Annotated in this window: 15 protein-coding genes and 1 tRNA gene; 9 read left to right on the top strand and 7 right to left on the bottom strand. The window is 67.3% G+C overall.

The window, feature by feature from the left end:
- Positions 1 to 114 precede the first annotated feature (114 nt).
- Positions 115 to 774: an excalibur calcium-binding domain-containing protein gene (locus HQ325_RS17545; protein WP_222631452.1), complete on the top strand. Its 660-nt coding sequence runs from the start codon at positions 115 to 117 to the stop codon at positions 772 to 774.
- A gap of 34 nt (positions 775 to 808) precedes the next feature.
- Here HQ325_RS17545 and HQ325_RS17540 read toward each other — a convergent pair whose 3' ends face one another.
- Positions 809 to 1,051, bottom strand: coding sequence for a hypothetical protein (locus tag HQ325_RS17540; RefSeq protein WP_222632726.1), 243 nt, complete (start codon positions 1,049 to 1,051; stop codon positions 809 to 811).
- On the opposite strand from HQ325_RS17540, the gene HQ325_RS17535 reads away from it, so the two are divergent.
- A complete protein-coding gene (locus HQ325_RS17535) occupies positions 1,050 to 1,256 on the top strand; it encodes a PASTA domain-containing protein (protein ID WP_261769331.1) in 207 nt (68 codons plus the stop codon). The genes HQ325_RS17540 and HQ325_RS17535 overlap by 2 nt on opposite strands.
- A 189-nt stretch (positions 1,257 to 1,445) precedes the next feature.
- Here the strand turns inward: HQ325_RS17535 and HQ325_RS17530 are convergent, their stop codons facing one another.
- Genes HQ325_RS17530 through HQ325_RS17520 form a run of 3 tightly spaced genes read right to left on the bottom strand, consistent with a single transcriptional unit; the run spans position 1,446 to position 4,066 of the window.
- On the bottom strand, positions 1,446 to 1,691 hold the full coding sequence (locus HQ325_RS17530) for a hypothetical protein (RefSeq protein WP_222631450.1): 246 nt from the start codon (positions 1,689 to 1,691) through the stop codon (positions 1,446 to 1,448).
- Positions 1,692 to 1,702: 11 nt separating this feature from the next.
- Positions 1,703 to 2,914, bottom strand: coding sequence for an acyl-CoA desaturase (locus HQ325_RS17525; protein WP_222631448.1), 1,212 nt, complete (start codon positions 2,912 to 2,914; stop codon positions 1,703 to 1,705).
- A 30-nt stretch (positions 2,915 to 2,944) separates the two neighbouring features.
- Positions 2,945 to 4,066, bottom strand: a complete 1,122-nt coding sequence (locus HQ325_RS17520; protein WP_222631446.1) for a ferredoxin reductase — start codon at positions 4,064 to 4,066, stop codon at positions 2,945 to 2,947.
- A gap of 202 nt (positions 4,067 to 4,268) precedes the next feature.
- Between HQ325_RS17520 and HQ325_RS17515 the strand changes: the two genes are divergently transcribed.
- Positions 4,269 to 4,946 (top strand): TetR family transcriptional regulator, encoded by a 678-nt coding sequence (locus HQ325_RS17515; RefSeq protein WP_222631443.1) that lies wholly within the window; start codon positions 4,269 to 4,271, stop codon positions 4,944 to 4,946.
- Positions 4,947 to 4,966: 20 nt separating this feature from the next.
- Entirely contained in the window at positions 4,967 to 5,776 is an 810-nt protein-coding gene (locus HQ325_RS17510; protein WP_222631441.1) for an alpha/beta fold hydrolase, read from the top strand.
- Positions 5,777 to 5,989: 213 nt separating this feature from the next.
- Here the strand turns inward: HQ325_RS17510 and HQ325_RS17505 are convergent, their stop codons facing one another.
- A complete protein-coding gene (locus HQ325_RS17505; RefSeq protein WP_261778503.1) occupies positions 5,990 to 7,321 on the bottom strand; it encodes an MFS transporter in 1,332 nt (443 codons plus the stop codon).
- Between the two features lie 23 nt (positions 7,322 to 7,344).
- Between HQ325_RS17505 and HQ325_RS17500 the strand changes: the two genes are divergently transcribed.
- Together HQ325_RS17500 and cmrA are read left to right on the top strand one after the other, a co-directional pair.
- Positions 7,345 to 9,357, top strand: a complete 2,013-nt coding sequence (locus HQ325_RS17500; protein WP_222631437.1) for an FAD-dependent oxidoreductase — start codon at positions 7,345 to 7,347, stop codon at positions 9,355 to 9,357.
- Positions 9,358 to 9,396: 39 nt separating this feature from the next.
- Entirely contained in the window at positions 9,397 to 10,203 is an 807-nt protein-coding gene (cmrA, locus tag HQ325_RS17495; protein WP_222631436.1) for a mycolate reductase, read from the top strand.
- Positions 10,204 to 10,207: 4 nt separating this feature from the next.
- Here the strand turns inward: cmrA and HQ325_RS17490 are convergent, their stop codons facing one another.
- Positions 10,208 to 11,782: a helicase HerA-like domain-containing protein gene (locus tag HQ325_RS17490; RefSeq protein WP_222631435.1), complete on the bottom strand. Its 1,575-nt coding sequence runs from the start codon at positions 11,780 to 11,782 to the stop codon at positions 10,208 to 10,210.
- Positions 11,783 to 11,866: 84 nt separating this feature from the next.
- On the opposite strand from HQ325_RS17490, the gene orn reads away from it, so the two are divergent.
- Together orn and HQ325_RS17480 are read left to right on the top strand one after the other, a co-directional pair.
- On the top strand, positions 11,867 to 12,469 hold the full coding sequence (orn, locus tag HQ325_RS17485) for an oligoribonuclease (RefSeq protein ID WP_222631434.1): 603 nt from the start codon (positions 11,867 to 11,869) through the stop codon (positions 12,467 to 12,469).
- Positions 12,470 to 12,549: 80 nt separating this feature from the next.
- Positions 12,550 to 12,622: transfer RNA gene (locus tag HQ325_RS17480), tRNA-His, on the top strand.
- A 54-nt stretch (positions 12,623 to 12,676) separates the two neighbouring features.
- Here HQ325_RS17480 and HQ325_RS17475 read toward each other — a convergent pair.
- The gene (locus tag HQ325_RS17475; RefSeq protein WP_261778499.1) at positions 12,677 to 13,900 is read right to left on the bottom strand and encodes a DUF4185 domain-containing protein; all 1,224 of its coding nucleotides are present in this window, start codon (positions 13,898 to 13,900) and stop codon (positions 12,677 to 12,679) included.
- A 512-nt stretch (positions 13,901 to 14,412) separates the two neighbouring features.
- Between HQ325_RS17475 and HQ325_RS17470 the strand changes: the two genes are divergently transcribed.
- On the top strand, positions 14,413 to 15,159 hold the full coding sequence (locus tag HQ325_RS17470) for a M23 family metallopeptidase (RefSeq protein ID WP_308014728.1): 747 nt from the start codon (positions 14,413 to 14,415) through the stop codon (positions 15,157 to 15,159).
- The last annotated feature ends 2 nt before the right edge of the window (positions 15,160 to 15,161 follow it).

Here is a 15,161-nt window from a genome sequence, read left to right as displayed (position 1 = left end):
CCACCGCGCGCTGCGCCCGGCAAAGTCGCAAACCTCGCGAAAGCATCCTCTCGAACCCCGCGGTCTGGTTACTATCAGCCGTTCTTAAACACCCCCTTAGACCGAGGTCCCTCAATGAAGCGCTTTATTGCCGGTGTCGGCGTGGTGTCCTGCGGCGCCGTCGTCGTCGCCCTTGCAGCAGCCGCGCCCGCGTCGGCCGATCCTGCTCCGACCCTTCCGTCCGCATTCGTGACCGAGGTCGTCGACGGCGACTCTGTTCGCGTCGTCGACGTGACCCGCGGTGCGATCACCGTGCGAATCGCAGGAGCTGACGCTCCCGAGCTGAACGAATGCTACGGACCCCAGTCGCGGGACTTCACGCGATCCGCACTCGAGCGGCAGCTCGTCGCCGTGATCGTCGATCCGTCACTCGGCGGTGCCGACGCCTCTGGAGAGCTTCCCGCCTACATAGTTCGCGTGGACGGGTGGAATCACAACGTGGAAGCCACCCGCGCCGGCGCCGCAAGGGCGAGCGGAGAGGTGTCGCGCTCCGCGGAAATTCGAGATGCCGAGAACGGCGCTCGCCAGGTCGGTGCAGGCTTGTGGTCGGCGAACTGCGGTACCCCGGCACCGCAACCCCGTCCGCAGGCAGCACCTCAGCCGAGCGGCGTCTACTACGAGAATTGCGACGATGCTCGAGCACGTGGCGCAGCACCCGTGCTGCGCGGTCAGCCCGGCTACCGCGCCGGGCTCGATCGCGACAACGACGGTGTCGGCTGCGAGCCGACGCGATGACACTCGACAGGACGAGACGGCCTTCGAGGCGTGGTCACGCGGCAGTGCTTGCGTTCACGGCGATTTCGGCACTGACGATCACGGCGTGCGGCAGCGAAAGCGACTCCGGAACCACCACCACGGTCGAAACATCGACAGAGACGGTCACCGTTGAAGCGACAGCGTCACGCGTACCGGCCACTACTTCAGCGGTGGCGGAACCTCCCGCAGTGGTCACATCTGCTCCAGCTCCCGCACCTGTGGCAGCGCCGGCATCCATGCCGGCGGTGGTCTGCATGAACTTGCAGGACGCTCAAGATCTGATCCAAGCCGCCGGGGTCTTCTACTCCAGAAGCGACGATGCGACCGGCGCCGGCAGGAATCAGGTCCTCGACGCGAACTGGTCGGTGGTGGCACAAAGCCCGGAGCCGGGCGCACTGGTCACCGAGGGGGAAGCGGTGTTGTCGGTGGTGAAGCTCGGCGAACCGGGCGACTGTTCCTGACGGAACCCACCGCCGCGCGCACCGCCCGTCGCTCCGCGCACTCCACACCCTGCGCGCTCCACCGCGCGCTGCGCCCGGCAACCGCGCACCGGCCGCTTGGCAACCGCTGAGCGCAACGGCAACGACCGAGCCGGCACCCCATACGACAACGGCGCCGCACCCGTCATGGGTGCGGCGCCGTCGCGAGGGTCAGCGACCGTTCGAACGCTTGGACTCCTCGAAGTCCCCCTCGATCACCTCGAAGGTGCGCGTGTCGGACTGTGCCCGGCGCGACGCTTCCCTCATCTCGATGCCGTCGGTGACGAGGTCACCGATCTCGCGGGTGACGTCGCGGACAGCCGTGGCGATGATGACCGCGATGCGTCCGACGTGGGTCGCCGCGGACTCGGTCAGTTCCTGCACGGTGTCCTTGTTGCGTTCGAACTTGCCGACCATGGCACTACCTCTCAGGCTGCTGCTTTTTCGCGCTCGATGATCACGCCGGTCACCTTGTCCACACCGGTGAACCGGTCGGGAAGGGCGAGCCGGAAGATCTTGCCCCACACAGTACCGATCTGATGGAAGAAGCCACCAGTGTTGTACGGAAGGCCGTACTCCTCGCAGAGCGCTTTGACCTCGGGCGCGATCTGCGGGTAGCGGTGCGCGGGCAGGTCGGGGAAGAGGTGGTGCTCGATCTGGTGCGACAGGTTGCCCGACATGATGTGGAAGAGCGGGCTGCCCTCGATGTTCGCCGATCCGAGCATCTGCCGCACGTACCACTGCCCGCGCGTCTCCTGTGCGGTCTCCTCGACGGTGAACGTCTGCACGCCCGTCGGGAAGTGGCCGCAGAAGATGATGGAGTAGGCCCAGAGATTACGCACGATGTTGGCGGTGAAGTTGCCCACCAGCGTCGGCACGAACAGCGGGCCCGTGAGCGCCGGGAATGCGACGTAGTCCTTGACGACCTGGCGACCGGCCTTGTTCCACCAGCCCTGGAGCAGCGGCTTCACGTCGTGCCACTTGCGCTTGCCCTGAATGACGTTCTCGGCCTCGAGGTCGTGGAGCATGACGCCCCACTCGAAGAAGGTCATGAGCAGGAACGCGTAGATCGGGTTGCCCAGGTAGTACGGGTTCCACTTCTGGGCGGTGTCCATTCGCAGGATGCCGTAACCGATGTCGCGGTCCATGTCGAGGATGTTGGTGTAGGTGTGGTGCATGTAGTTGTGCGAGTGGCGCCACTGGTCGGCGGGGCATGCGGTGTCCCACTCGAAGACCTTGGAGTTCAGGCCCGGCTCACGCATCCAGTCGTACTGACCGTGCATGACGTTGTGGCCGATTTCCATGTTGTCGAGGATCTTCGACAGGCTCAGGGCGCTGACGGCGGCGATCCATGCCGGCGGGAAGAAGCCGAAGTACATCAGTCCGCGACCGGCGACCTCGAGTCCGCGCTGTGCCTTGATGATCTTGAAGATGTAGTCGCGGTCTTCCTGACCGAGGTCCGCGACGGTGCGGGCGCGCAGGTCGTCGAGCTTGCGCCCGAGTTCCTCCACGGCCTCGTAGCTCAGGACGACGGGTCCGTCGGTGCCCGGCTCGTCCATCACGTCGACGCCGGACGTCGTGGCGTCGGGCGCCGAGCTGGAACCGATGAACGGGAGAAAGGACAGTGAGAGTCCGAACATGGTGACCTCCTCTTCGAGTGTGCGGATGGGTCAGACGTCGATGTCGACGTCGCCCACGGGGACGGAGATACAGAGCTGGATTTCGTTGTCCGGATCGGAGTCGAGCTCACCGGTCTTGACGTTGCGGGTGCATCCCGACTTCTTGATTGCCGTGCAGGTGAAGCAGATTCCCATCCTGCAGCCGAATTCCGGTGTCAGCCCGGCATTCTCGGCCTGCTCCAGGAGGGTGGCGCCGTCGTTCTCCGCCTCGACGGACGAACCCGAGAACGACACGGTTCCCGAGGCATCCCCGTCGACGACCGGAACGGCGGTGACGAACTCCTCCGAGAACAACGACTCGGAGAGCCCGAGGTCGTCGAACACCGACCTGACACCCTTCATCAGTCCGGGCGGACCACACAGGAACGTCTGCGCCGAGGCGTGCCAGGGTGCTGCGGCGTTCAGGTGCTCGGTGTCGAAGAATCCGTGCAGATGACCACCGTTCTGCTGATCGGTGTACGCGTACAGGACGTCCACGTTGTCGTTCTCGGCCGCGATGCGGTCGAGTTCGGCGCGGTAGCAGACGTCGTTCTCCGTGTAGGCGTAGTGCAGGAACGCCACGCGTCCGGTGTACCCCTCGTGCACCAGCGTGCGCAGCATCGACATCACCGGGGTGATGCCGCTTCCACCACTGATCAGCAGAACGTGGTCCGGTCGCGGGCTCGGCAGCTCGAAGGTGCCCGTGGCGGGTGCGAGATTGACCACGAGACCGGGCTTCGCCGAGGCGACCAGGTAGTTGGACACGATGCCGTCCGGCTGGGCCTTGACGGTGAGTTCGATCGTGTCGTCGTCGGCTCCGGCAGTGCCGGCCGGGGAATAGCAGCGCGTGTGTCGGACGCCGTCGACCACGACCCCGATCTGCACGAAGTGGCCGGCGGAGAAACCCTTCCACTGCCACGTGGGGCGCAGCGTCAGCGTGACGGTGTCGGAGGTCTGATGACGAACGGCGACCACCTCGGCGCGCATGTCGTCGACGGTCATCATGGGGTCGACGAGTTCGAGGTAGCGGTCGACCGCGTGCGGCGTCGTCAGCGTCTCCAACAGTCGGGGCCGCAGCTTGGACAGCAACGAACTACGACGGCCGCGCGATGTGGGGGTGGTGGCGATGCTCAAGTCGTCCTCCTCGAATGACGGGCCGGTGACCGGATCACTTCTCCAGTGCACACTCGTTCACTGGAACCGAGTGTGACAGCCCGTACCGGCAACTTTCAAGGCCAATGTGACGACGGACACGTGTCGTGAGCAGCAGTGACCTGACAGGCTGCCGCGCGTCCGAAGTGCACACCCATACACCGATGTCGGTTAATGTCGAGGAATGTCCGAGAATTCCGTAGGTTCCACGACGGCCAGCAGGGCCGAACGCAAGGAACGCACCCGGCGGGCACTCGTGGACGGAACACTCGACGCCATCGCGGACCGCAGTTTCTCCAGCGTGAGCCTGCGCGAGGTCACGCGTGCGGCGGGAATCGTGCCGACGGCGTTCTACCGCCACTTCGCGTCGATGGAGGACCTCGGTGTCGCGGTCGTCGAGGACAGCATGCGGGTCCTTCGCAAGATCCTGCGGGACGTGCGACGACACCCGTCCGCGGACAACGCGCGCGAGTCGCTCGAACTACTGGTGGGCGAGATCCGCGAACACGACGTCCAGTTCCGCTTCCTGATCCGTGAACGCTCCGGTGGTGTCGTGGACGTCAGGCGTGCGATCGAGACCGAGCTGCGGATGATCGTGCACGAGCTCACCCAGGATCTGTCCCGCATCCCGGCGCTGTCGTCGTGGCCCGGCGACGAGCTCGAGATGGTCGCCGACCTCATCGTCAACACGATGCTGGCGACGGTGGTGGACCTGGTCGAGGTGGCGCCGGCCGGCGCGGCCGAACGCGACATCGTCGAGCGCGCACTGTCCCAGCTGCGTGTGATCATGCTGGGAATGGGCCAGTGGCAGCCGCGGAACGTCCGCGGATCACGAACGTCGGCAGCCGCCCTCGGAGCATGAGGGTCCGCTAGCCTTTCCCCATGCAGATCTCAGTCGGCGACCTGACCTTCGACGCGGACCGATACGGCACCCCCGGCGACCGCCCGGCACTTCTCCTGCACGGTTTTCCCGAGACGTCCGCGAGTTGGCGCGACGTGGCGATCCGCATGGCAGACGCGGGCCGCGACGTCGTCGTGCCGAACCAGCGCGGGTACTCCCCCGGTGCCCGTCCGACCGGTACCGACGCTTACCGCATCGACCTGCTGGTCGCGGACGTCGTCGGAATGCTCGACGAACTGGGCTTCGCGGCAGTCGATCTCGTGGGGCACGACTGGGGGTCGATCGTTGCCTGGTACGTCGCGGCGCTGCATCCGGATCGCGTTCGCACCCTCACCGCCGTGTCCGTCCCGCACCCGGCCGCCTTCGGATGGGCGATCCGCGAGGACGAGGACCAGAAGCAGCGCAGCGAGTACATGAGGCTCTTCCGTCAGCCCGGAAAGGCCGAGGACCTCCTCCTCGAGGACGACGCCCGCCGGCTGATCGCCATGTTCTCCGGTGCCGCCGATCCGACGATCGTCTCGCAGCATCTACCGGTGGTCGGGCAGCGGGACACGCTGACCGCCGCGCTGGAGTGGTACCGCGCCATGACGCGCGACTTCGCGGATCTCCCGTCCGTCGAGGTGCCGACCACCTACGTGTGGGGTAACCAGGACACCGCCGTCGGACGCGCCGCCGCCGAACGCTGCGCCCAGCACGTCACCGGCCCCTACGAGTTCGTCGAGTTGAGTGTCAGCCACTGGGTGCCCGAGGACGATCCGGACCGACTGGCAGACGAGATCCTCGCGCGTTAGCGCGTGATCGGTTGCTGCAGAATCGTTCTCGACTCGTGCCGGTCACACGCCGCGGGTCGCTCAGGGAGATCTCGTGGTGACGCCCGGTCGACCGGACGCTCGGCCGTGACCCGGTCGGGGACCACGATCATCGCGGTCGACGCCATCGGGTACTGCAGGAACTACACGCCGAACACCACGGGTCGCGCGCTGTGCGTCGCGATCTCCTGACTGTCACGCCGCCGCGTCCCTCCCCCGATCACCCTCGGGTGCCGCGACGCGGAGCAGGGCCAGCAACCCGGCCGCCAGCACCAGCACGATGCCGATGATGCCGGCCCGATCCGCGTCGAAGAGGAAGACGAAGAGGCCGAAGAGACTCGGAGCCAGGAACGAGACCGCCCGTCCCGTGGTGGCGTAGAGACCGAACATCTGACCTTCGCGGCCGGGCGGGACGATGCGAGTCAGGAACGTGCGCGATGCCGACTGTGCGGGTCCGACGAACAGGCACAGGATCAGTCCGAAGATCCAGAACATCAGGGGTCCCGAGACGGCGAGCAGAACCAGCCCGGCGACGATCATCGACACGAGCGAGACGACGATGACGAGCTTCGGTCCCAGCACGTCGTCGACACGCCCTGCGACGACGGCGCCGAGTGCGGCGACGACGTTGGCGGCGACGCCGAAGAGCAGCACGTCGGCACTGGAGATGCCGTACACGGTGACGGCCAGCACCGCTCCGAAGGTGAAGACCCCGGCCAGACCGTCACGGAACAGAGCGCTCGCGACGAGGAACCACACGGTGCGTCGGTCGGTGCGCCACAGCTCGGACACGTCGCGCCACAGCACGCGATACGACTCGAGGTAGCCGGCTCGTGCGGCCGCCGCCTCGGGGTCGGTGACGGGGAGCTCGGGAACCGCGAAGAGAACGGGAAGCGAGAACAGGAGGAACCACACCGCCGCCAGCAGCGCCACGAGCCGGATGTTGAGGCCGTCGCCGGTGGTGATGCCCAGCAGTCCACGCTGATCGCCGTCGCCGGCGATGAACCCGAAATAGCACATCAGCAACAGGACGATGCCGCCGAAATAGCCCATCGCCCAGCCGAACCCAGATACCCGACCCAGATTGTCAGGTGTCGAGACCTGACGCAGCATCGCGGTGTACGGCACCTGCGCCACCTCGAAGAGCACCGAGGCGACGGACAGCAGGATCAGGCCCAGCCACAGGTAGTGATAGTCGTCCTTCACGAAGAACAGCGCTGCCATGCACACCACGGTCGCGGTCGTCAGAACGAACAGGAGCCGTTTGCGGCGCCCTCTCGCATCGCTGCGCTGACCGGAGACGGGAGCCAGGACCGCGACCAGAACTCCGGCGATGCCGAGCGACCACCCCAACCACGACGTGGCGGACACGCCGCCGGGCAGATCGGCGCCCACCGAGTCGGTCAGGTACACCGAGAACACGAACGTGAGGATCACGGCCTGGAAGGCGGCGCCGCCCCAGTCCCAGAAACCCCACGCCAGCACCTGCTTCTTCGTCACGACACCGGGCGCGCCCACGACCACCATGTCTCGCAGCATAGGGTGCCGAGATGACCGACTTCCCTGTTCTGCTGTCCCCGATCACGGTCGGTCGTACGACGTTGCCCAACCGGGTGATGATGGGCTCGATCCACACGGGACTCGAGGATCGGGCGAAGGACATCGAGAAGCTCGCCGCGTACTTCGCCGAGCGCGCGCGGGGTGGAGTGGGACTCGTCGTCACCGGGGGCTACTCCCCCAACCGCACCGGCTGGCTGCTCCCGTTCGCGGCCAAGTTGACCAACCGTCTCGAGGCCCGTCGCCACCGACGGGTGACCGATGCCGTGCACCGCGAAGGTGGCCGGATCGTGCTGCAGATCCTGCACGCGGGCCGCTACTCCTACCATCCGCTCGCGGTGAGTGCGTCGGGTGGGACGTCGCCGATCACCCCGTTCCGCGCCCGCGGCCTCACAGATCGGGGAGTGGAACGGCAGATCAGCCACTACGTCCGCTGCGCCCGACTGGCGATGCGCGCAGGCTACGACGGCGTCGAGATCATGGGCGGCGAGGGCTACTTCCTCAACCAGTTCCTGGCACCGAGGACGAACCGCCGCACCGACCGATGGGGCGGGTCCGCCGAGAACCGGCGCCGTCTGCCCGTGGAGATCGTGCGCCGCATCAGAGCAGCAGTCGGACCGGACTTTCTGCTCTCGTTCCGGATCTCGCTGGCCGATCTTGTCGAGAACGGGCAGACGTGGGACGAGATCGTGGCACTCGCCACCGACCTCGAGGCCGCCGGGATCGATCTGTTCGACTCCGACTTCGGCTGGCACGAGTCGCGCGTGCCCACCATCGTGACGTCCGTACCGAGGGCCGCGTTCATCGACTTCACCCGCCGCCTCACCGAGGTGGTGACGGTGCCGGTGGCGGCCGCGAACCGCATCAACATGCCCGAGGTCGCCGAGCAGATACTCGCCGACGGCAGCGCGCAGCTGGTGTCGCTGGCACGCCCGATGTTGGCCGATCCCGACTGGCTGCTCAAGGCGAAGGACGGCCGACGGGACGAGATCAACACGTGCATCGCCTGCAACCAGGCCTGCCTCGACCACGTCTTCGTCCATCGCAAGGCGTCCTGCCTGCTCAACCCGAGGGCCGGGCGGGAGACCGAACTCGTGCTGTCCCCGACCCGCTCCGCGCGAACGGTCGCCGTCGTCGGCGCCGGCCCGGCGGGGCTCGCCACCGCGGTCGCATCGGGGCAGCGCGGACATCGCGTCACCCTGTTCGAGGCGCGCGACGAGATCGGCGGCCAGTTCGCGATCGCGCAGCGCATCCCCGGCAAGGAGGAGTTCGCCGAGACTGTCCGCTACTTCACCCACGCACTCGCTGCGGCGACGGTCGACGTCCGTCTCGGCACGACGGCCACCGCCGCGGACCTCGCGCACTTCGACCGCGTCGTCCTGGCCACGGGTGTGGTGCCGCGCATCCCGTCCATTCCCGGTATCGACCACCCCAGCGTCGTCACCTACGCCGAGGCGGTGCTCGGCCACCGCGAGGTCGGCAGTCGCGTGGCCGTCATCGGGGCCGGCGGCATCGGCGTCGACGTCTGCGAGTTCCTCACCACCGAGCACTCCCCGACCCTGGACAACGCCGAGTGGCGCCGAGAATGGGGAGTCACCGACGATCCCGCGGCCGCGGGTGCCGTCGCCACCGCCGTCGCTCCCCCCGCAGCACGCGAGGTGTACCTGCTGCAGCGGACGGCGGGACGTATCGGGACACGACTCGGCAAGACCAGCGGCTGGGTGCATCGAGCGGCGCTGAGAAGCAGGAACGTGACGCAGTTGTCGGGTGTGCGATACGACCGGATCGACGACGACGGACTCCACATCACCGTCGACGGACGGACACGCTTATTGGAGGTCGACACGGTCGTCGTGTGCGCCGGTCAGGAGTCGGTGCGCGAACTTCTGGACGATCTCACAAGTGCGGGAATCGTGGTGGACGTGATCGGCGGCGCCGACGTGGCCGCGGAGGTGGACGCGAAGCGTGCCATCGAACAGGGGACCCGCCTCGCGGCCGCCCTCTGACGTCGCGTGCTCCGCAGCGTCACGCTAGCCTCGGTGACCGTGAGCCTTCCCGCACCCACCGCAGAGTCCCGTGCCGTCGTCACCGGAGCGTCCTCCGGTATCGGTGAAGCACTCGCCACCGAACTCACCGCCCGCGGGCACTCGCTGATCGTGGTCGCCCGACGCGGTGAGCTCCTCGAGGCCCTGGCCACGAAGCTCACGGCCGAGCACGGAGTCACCGTCGAGGTGCGCGTGAACGACCTGTCCGATCCCGCTCAGCGTCAGACGCTGGCGGACGAGCTGGCCGGCCGCGACATCTCGGTGCTGTGCAACAACGCCGGCATCGCGACGTTCGGGCCCGTCTCGGCACTCGACCCCGCCTACGAACGCGCCCAGGTGCAGCTCAATGCCGTTGCGGTGCATGACCTCACCCTGGCGGTGCTTCCCGGCATGATCGCGCGCAAGGCGGGCGGGATCCTCATCACGGGGTCGGCAGCAGGCAACATGGCCATCCCCAACAATGCGACCTACGCCGCCACCAAGGCGTTCGTCAACACGTTCTCGGAGTCGTTGCGCTCGGAACTGTCCGGCACCGGAGTGCACTGCACCCTGCTGGCACCCGGCCCGGTCCGCACCGAGACGCCCGATCCCGCGGACGCCTCCATCGTCGACAAGCTGGTGCCGGATTTCCTGTGGATCGACAGCGCATACACCGCACGAATCTCGCTCGACGGCCTCGAGAAGAACAAGATGCGCATCGTGCCGGGCATTCTCAGCAAGGGCATGTCCGTTGCGGGCCAGTACAGTCCGCGCTCGATCAGTGCCCCGATCATCGGCAGCTTCTACAAGAAGCTCGGCGGTTCCTGACCTTCTATCTCCGACGGCGGCGTCCGGTCCCGAAGATGCTCCGGGAGATCTCGCGACCGGCCGCACTGGCTGCCGACCGCAGGAAGCTCTTCACGGCGGGGTTGGCCATGATGCGTTCCGCGGCCGACGGCCCTTCCGGCTCCGGCGCGGGCAGCGGCGGCAGGTCGTAGGTCTGCGGCAGCGGCGGGAACTCCGGCCGCTGCGGCGTCGGTTCGGGGGCCATCCGTGCGTTCAGCAACTCGTACGCGGACTCGCCGTCGACGGTCGTGCCGTACGTCGCGTACAACGGACTGGCGGTCGCGGCGGCCGTGATCGCGTCCGTTCCGATGGTGTCCATCAGCGACTGCGGCGGACGAATCCTGGTCCAGGCCACGGGAGTCGGCGCGCCCCGCTCCGACAGCACCGTGACGATCGCCTCGCCGGTCCCGAGGGTGGTGAGTGCCTCCTCCAGGTCGTAGTCCGCACTCTTCGGGTACGTCCGCACCGTCTTGCTCAGTGCCTTCTGGTCGTCCGGCGTGAAGGCACGCAGCGCGTGCTGCACCCGTGCGCCGAGCTGCGAGAGCACCGGCCCGGGAACGTCCGACGGCAGCTGCGTGCAGAAGAAGATGCCGACACCCTTGGAGCGGATCAGTTTCACCGTCTGCTCGACCTGCTGGAGGAACGCCTTCGACGCGTCGGCGAAGAGCAGATGCGCCTCGTCGAACACGAACACGAGCTTCGGTGCATCGAGGTCACCCTCTTCCGGGAGGGTCTGGAAGAGATCGGCCAGTACCCACATCAGGAACGTGGAGAACATGACGGGACGCGCTGCGAGAGCGCCGAGTTCGAAGAGGGTGATCACGCCGCGACCGTCCGGCGCGATGCGGATGAGGTCCTCGGTGCGCATCTCGGGCTCACCGAAGAACGTGTCGCCGCCGTCGGCCTCCAGATTCACCAACGCACGCAGAATCACGCCGGCCGTGGACGACGAGACACCGCCGATGCCCTTCAGGTCGGCCTTGCCCTCGTCGCTCGTGAGGTGCGTGATGACCGCACGGAGATCCTTCAGATCGAGTAGCGCCAGACCTTGCGTGTCCGCCCAGTGGAAGATCAGTCCGAGTGTCGACTCCTGAGTCGCATTGAGCTGCAACACCTTGCTGAGCAGGATCGGCCCGAACGCCGTGATGGTCGCCCGCACCGGCACGGCGCCGCCCTCGGTACCGAGGGAGAGGAACTCGACCGGGAACCCCGTGGTCGCCCATCCCTCCGCGCCGGTCTCAGCGGCCCGGCCGCGCAGCCCGTCCGAGTCGGCGCCCGGGGCGGACAGTCCCGAGAGGTCGCCCTTGATGTCGGCCAGCACCACCGGAACACCGGCCGCGGAGAGCTGTTCGGCGATCACCTGCACGGTCTTCGTCTTGCCGGTTCCCGTGGCGCCGGCCACGAGGCCGTGACGGTTCACCATCTTCAGCGGTAGCCGGACCCGTGCGGTCGGATCCGCGACTCCGCCGAGTACGACACTGCCGAGTTCGATGGCGCTACCTTCTGTGGTGTACCCCGCTGCGATCGCGGCCGCGCGGCCACCTTCCGTCGGCGTCGTCATCGCGTGCTGTGCTCCGTTCGGTGGGGGGCGTACGCGGGAACTCTAGCGCCGGTGCTGTCCGGCAGCGGGTCTACTCTGGCATCGGTGAACGACAAACTCGTGTGGATCGACTGTGAAATGACAGGGCTCGAGCTGGGCTCGGACAAGCTCATCGAGATAGCGGCCCTGGTGACCGACAGCGACCTCAACGTTCTCGGCGACGGCGTGGACATCGTGATCCACTGCGACGACGAGGCACTGGCCTCGATGCCGGACGTGGTCACGGAGATGCACGCCAAGTCGGGGCTCACCGAGGAGGTCCGCGCGTCGACGGTCACGATGGAGCAGGCGCAGGAGAAGGTGCTCGAGTACATCCGGCAGCACGTTCCCGCCGGCACCGCGCCGCTCGCCGGCAACTCGATCGGCACCGACCGCGGCTTCATCGCGCGGGACATGCCGGAGCTGAACGACTACCTGCACTACCGGATGATCGACGTCAGCTCCATCAAGGAGTTATGCCGTCGGTGGTACCCGCGCATCTACTTCGGCCAGCCTCCCAAGGGTCTCGCGCACCGGGCACTCGCGGACATCGAGGAGTCGATCCGGGAGTTGAAGTACTACCGGCAGACGGCCTTCGTGGCGGCTCCGGGACCGACCACCGAGGAGATCGGCGCCGTCGTGACGACGCTGACCGGTGGCGACGCGTGACACAGGGAACCGATTGGCTTCCCGCGTATCGGTCACGCTAGTATCGAACGCGCTGCAACGCCGCAGGGTGTGCAGCAATGGTGGGCGTAGTTCAGTTGGTAGAGCACCAGGTTGTGATCCTGGCTGTCGCGGGTTCGAGTCCCGTCGTCCACCCCGAACACGAAGGCCCCCGACTCGCGAGTCGGGGGCCTTCGTCGTGCGCGGGGGTCAGCGAGGGAGCGCGTCCAGGTCCGTCCGCATGAGAATGACGTTGTAGGACGAGTACTGCGACGCCGTGAAGTACAGCGAGTCGCCGGTCGACCTCGGATGGATGTAGGGCGCGTACAGGCCCCCTCCCGGGTAGTTGCCGATGTCGTTGTTCACCACCAGCGCGGTGGGAGCACTCCACGGCCCCTCGGGTGCTGTCGCGGTCCGCGCCATGATGCGACCTTCGACGTCATTGCCGTACAGCATGATGTAGCGACCGAGATACGCATTCCACGCGACGGACATCTCCCCGACCGGCTGGCCGGCGACAGGTGCGGCGGCGGCGAGGTCGGATGTCCAGGACCCACCGTTCCAGTACTCGTACCGGGTCAGGTCCAGCATCGCGTCGGGCGCGACGCGGGCCAGGTACGCGGCGCCGAGACGGCCGTTCGGCGTGCCGTACTGGTAGACGAACCCGTCCTGGCCGCGGACGAATGCGGCCTGCTGGAACCGCGCGTCCAGCTGTTCGGTACCGGGGATGGTCACACCACTGTTGAACCGGATCGTGCCGGGCTCGGGGAACCACGTCTGCCCGTTGTCACGCGACGTCGCGATTCCCGCGTAGTTCGTCGACCACACCGAGCCGCTCCACTCCCGGACGGACATGAAATGCATGTACTGGACGCCGTTCACGGCGATCGCCGAGGTGGGGACGATCGTGTACTCGACGGGCGACAGCCCGAGGGCGGACAGGAGCTGTGTGGCGAATCGAGGATCGTTCCCGGCCACCACCGCACCGGAGTTCACGTCACCGGGCACACCGTCGGCGAAGGTGATGCCGTCCGTCAGGTCGGTGTCGTTGCTGCGCAGCAGCACGTTGTGCCGCCACTGTCCACCCGGCACCGCACAGTTCCCGAAGGTGTCGCCGAACGCCATGAGCGTCTGGCCCGCTCCGTTGTCCCAGCTGATGCCGAGATCGGTGCCGGAGATTCCGAAGCGATCGAACGTCCGGTTGACACTCTCCTGACCGGTGACCCATCCCACCGTGGAGGTCGACGGTCCGTTGTAGGCGGGCACCGGACCCTGCCGTCCCGCAGGTGGCTGACCGGGAAAACCTGTTCCGTTGATCCCGGTACCGGGAAGTCCCCCACACGGTTCGGCCACCGCCACGGGGGTGAGCACGAGGCTCGCTCCCCCCACCAGAACCAGTGCCAGGGCAGCCGTCATCGCCCGTTGTCGTCGCATACAGAACATCCCCCACAGTCGCGTCACACGCGGCAGTCACCCCGCCCCGAACGCAAGATACCAGTCCGGACACGGTCCGATCTCCGCCGCCGGGCGGCCCCCTCGTCGAATTACACGCATGTGTTTTCGCAGCTGGCAGCGCGATGTCGAATTACGTTGGTGTAATTGAGCATTCGTGTTACCGACGGATACTGGTGTCCCGTAGAGTGACCCGTGGCGCTCTTGGGGAAGGTGCGCCTTGTGTTACTTGTGTTGTTCGCTCGACGGACTGAATGCCAAGGGAAGGGCATTCGCTTCCGCCGAGCGGTGCGCTGTGAACGGCTGCTCTGTCCGCACCGGTCGGTGAGACCGGTGTGACGGGGCGACGTCGACAGCAGTACCGACGTGGACAGCCCAGCAGCATCGGGACTCCTCCCCCGGGTCGGCGCCGACCTGATGGCGACGCCCGTGGGCGCATACGGAGGTAGCTCGTGCACCGAACAACACACTCGAACACCGCTTCACAGGACGCCGTGGACGCACCGCCGTCACCCGTCCGCCGCCGCGGCCGCTGGGGATCGGCCGCCATGGTGGGCGTCGCGGCGACCGGAGCACTGCTCTTCGCCGGAACTCCCACGGCCGCAGCAGCACCCGTTCTCCCGCCTCTCCCCGCTCTGCCGTTCCAGATACCCGGTGTACCGCTGAACGCCAAGCAGCAGGCCGCGATCCTCGCTGCCGTGTTCGACGCGACGGGCGTGCTGGTCCAGGAGGTGGCGGGGCTCGTTCTCGGCGACATCTCCCTCACCCCGGTCACTCCCGACGTCGCGCCGGACGCCACCTCGCCCTTCCAGGCGGCTCCGCTGGGTGTCGGCGGATCACGACTCCCCCTGACGCCCGGCACCTTCGAGGTCACGTCCGGTTACGGCGGGCGCAACAACCCGACCGGGAGCGGACGGCAGAACCACGAGGGCATCGACCTCGGAGCAGCGCAGGGCACCACAATCTACGCGGCCACCGGAGGCACCGTCACGCAGGCCGGTGACGCGGGCGACGGGTACGGCAACCTGGTGAAGATCGAGAAGGGCGACACCGAGGTGCTCTACGGACACCAGAGCCGTATCGATGTCGCCGTGGGTGACACCATCGCCCCCGGCCAGGCCATCGGCGCGGTCGGCAGCACCGGCGACTCCAACGGACCACACCTGCACTTCGAGGTGCGCCGCGGGGGCGAGGCAGTGGACCCGGTCGGCTACCTCACCGCGCTGGGCCTGAAGGTCTAGTG

The organism is Rhodococcus sp. BP-349 (genome assembly GCF_019835845.1).
Lineage (GTDB): Bacteria > Actinomycetota > Actinomycetes > Mycobacteriales > Mycobacteriaceae > Rhodococcoides.
This window is presented reverse-complemented; position numbering and strand designations above follow the sequence as displayed.

Bases quoted from the DNA above. Each gene is read 5' to 3' on its own strand.
- HQ325_RS17510 (WP_222631441.1), top strand. From the start codon at position 4,967: ATGCAGATCTCAGTCGGCGACCTGACCTTCGACGCGGACCGATACGGC.
- HQ325_RS17540 (WP_222632726.1), bottom strand. From the start codon at position 1,051: ATGCAGACCACCGCCGGCATGGATGCCGGCGCTGCCACAGGTGCGGGA.
- HQ325_RS17525 (WP_222631448.1), bottom strand. From the start codon at position 2,914: ATGTTCGGACTCTCACTGTCCTTTCTCCCGTTCATCGGTTCCAGCTCG.
- HQ325_RS17515 (WP_222631443.1), top strand. From the start codon at position 4,269: ATGTCCGAGAATTCCGTAGGTTCCACGACGGCCAGCAGGGCCGAACGC.
- HQ325_RS17500 (WP_222631437.1), top strand. From the start codon at position 7,345: ATGACCGACTTCCCTGTTCTGCTGTCCCCGATCACGGTCGGTCGTACG.
- HQ325_RS17475 (WP_261778499.1), bottom strand. From the start codon at position 13,900: ATGCGACGACAACGGGCGATGACGGCTGCCCTGGCACTGGTTCTGGTG.
- HQ325_RS17545 (WP_222631452.1), top strand. From the start codon at position 115: ATGAAGCGCTTTATTGCCGGTGTCGGCGTGGTGTCCTGCGGCGCCGTC.
- HQ325_RS17535 (WP_261769331.1), top strand. From the start codon at position 1,050: ATGAACTTGCAGGACGCTCAAGATCTGATCCAAGCCGCCGGGGTCTTC.
- HQ325_RS17530 (WP_222631450.1), bottom strand. From the start codon at position 1,691: ATGGTCGGCAAGTTCGAACGCAACAAGGACACCGTGCAGGAACTGACC.
- HQ325_RS17505 (WP_261778503.1), bottom strand. From the start codon at position 7,321: ATGGTGGTCGTGGGCGCGCCCGGTGTCGTGACGAAGAAGCAGGTGCTG.
- HQ325_RS17490 (WP_222631435.1), bottom strand. From the start codon at position 11,782: ATGACGACGCCGACGGAAGGTGGCCGCGCGGCCGCGATCGCAGCGGGG.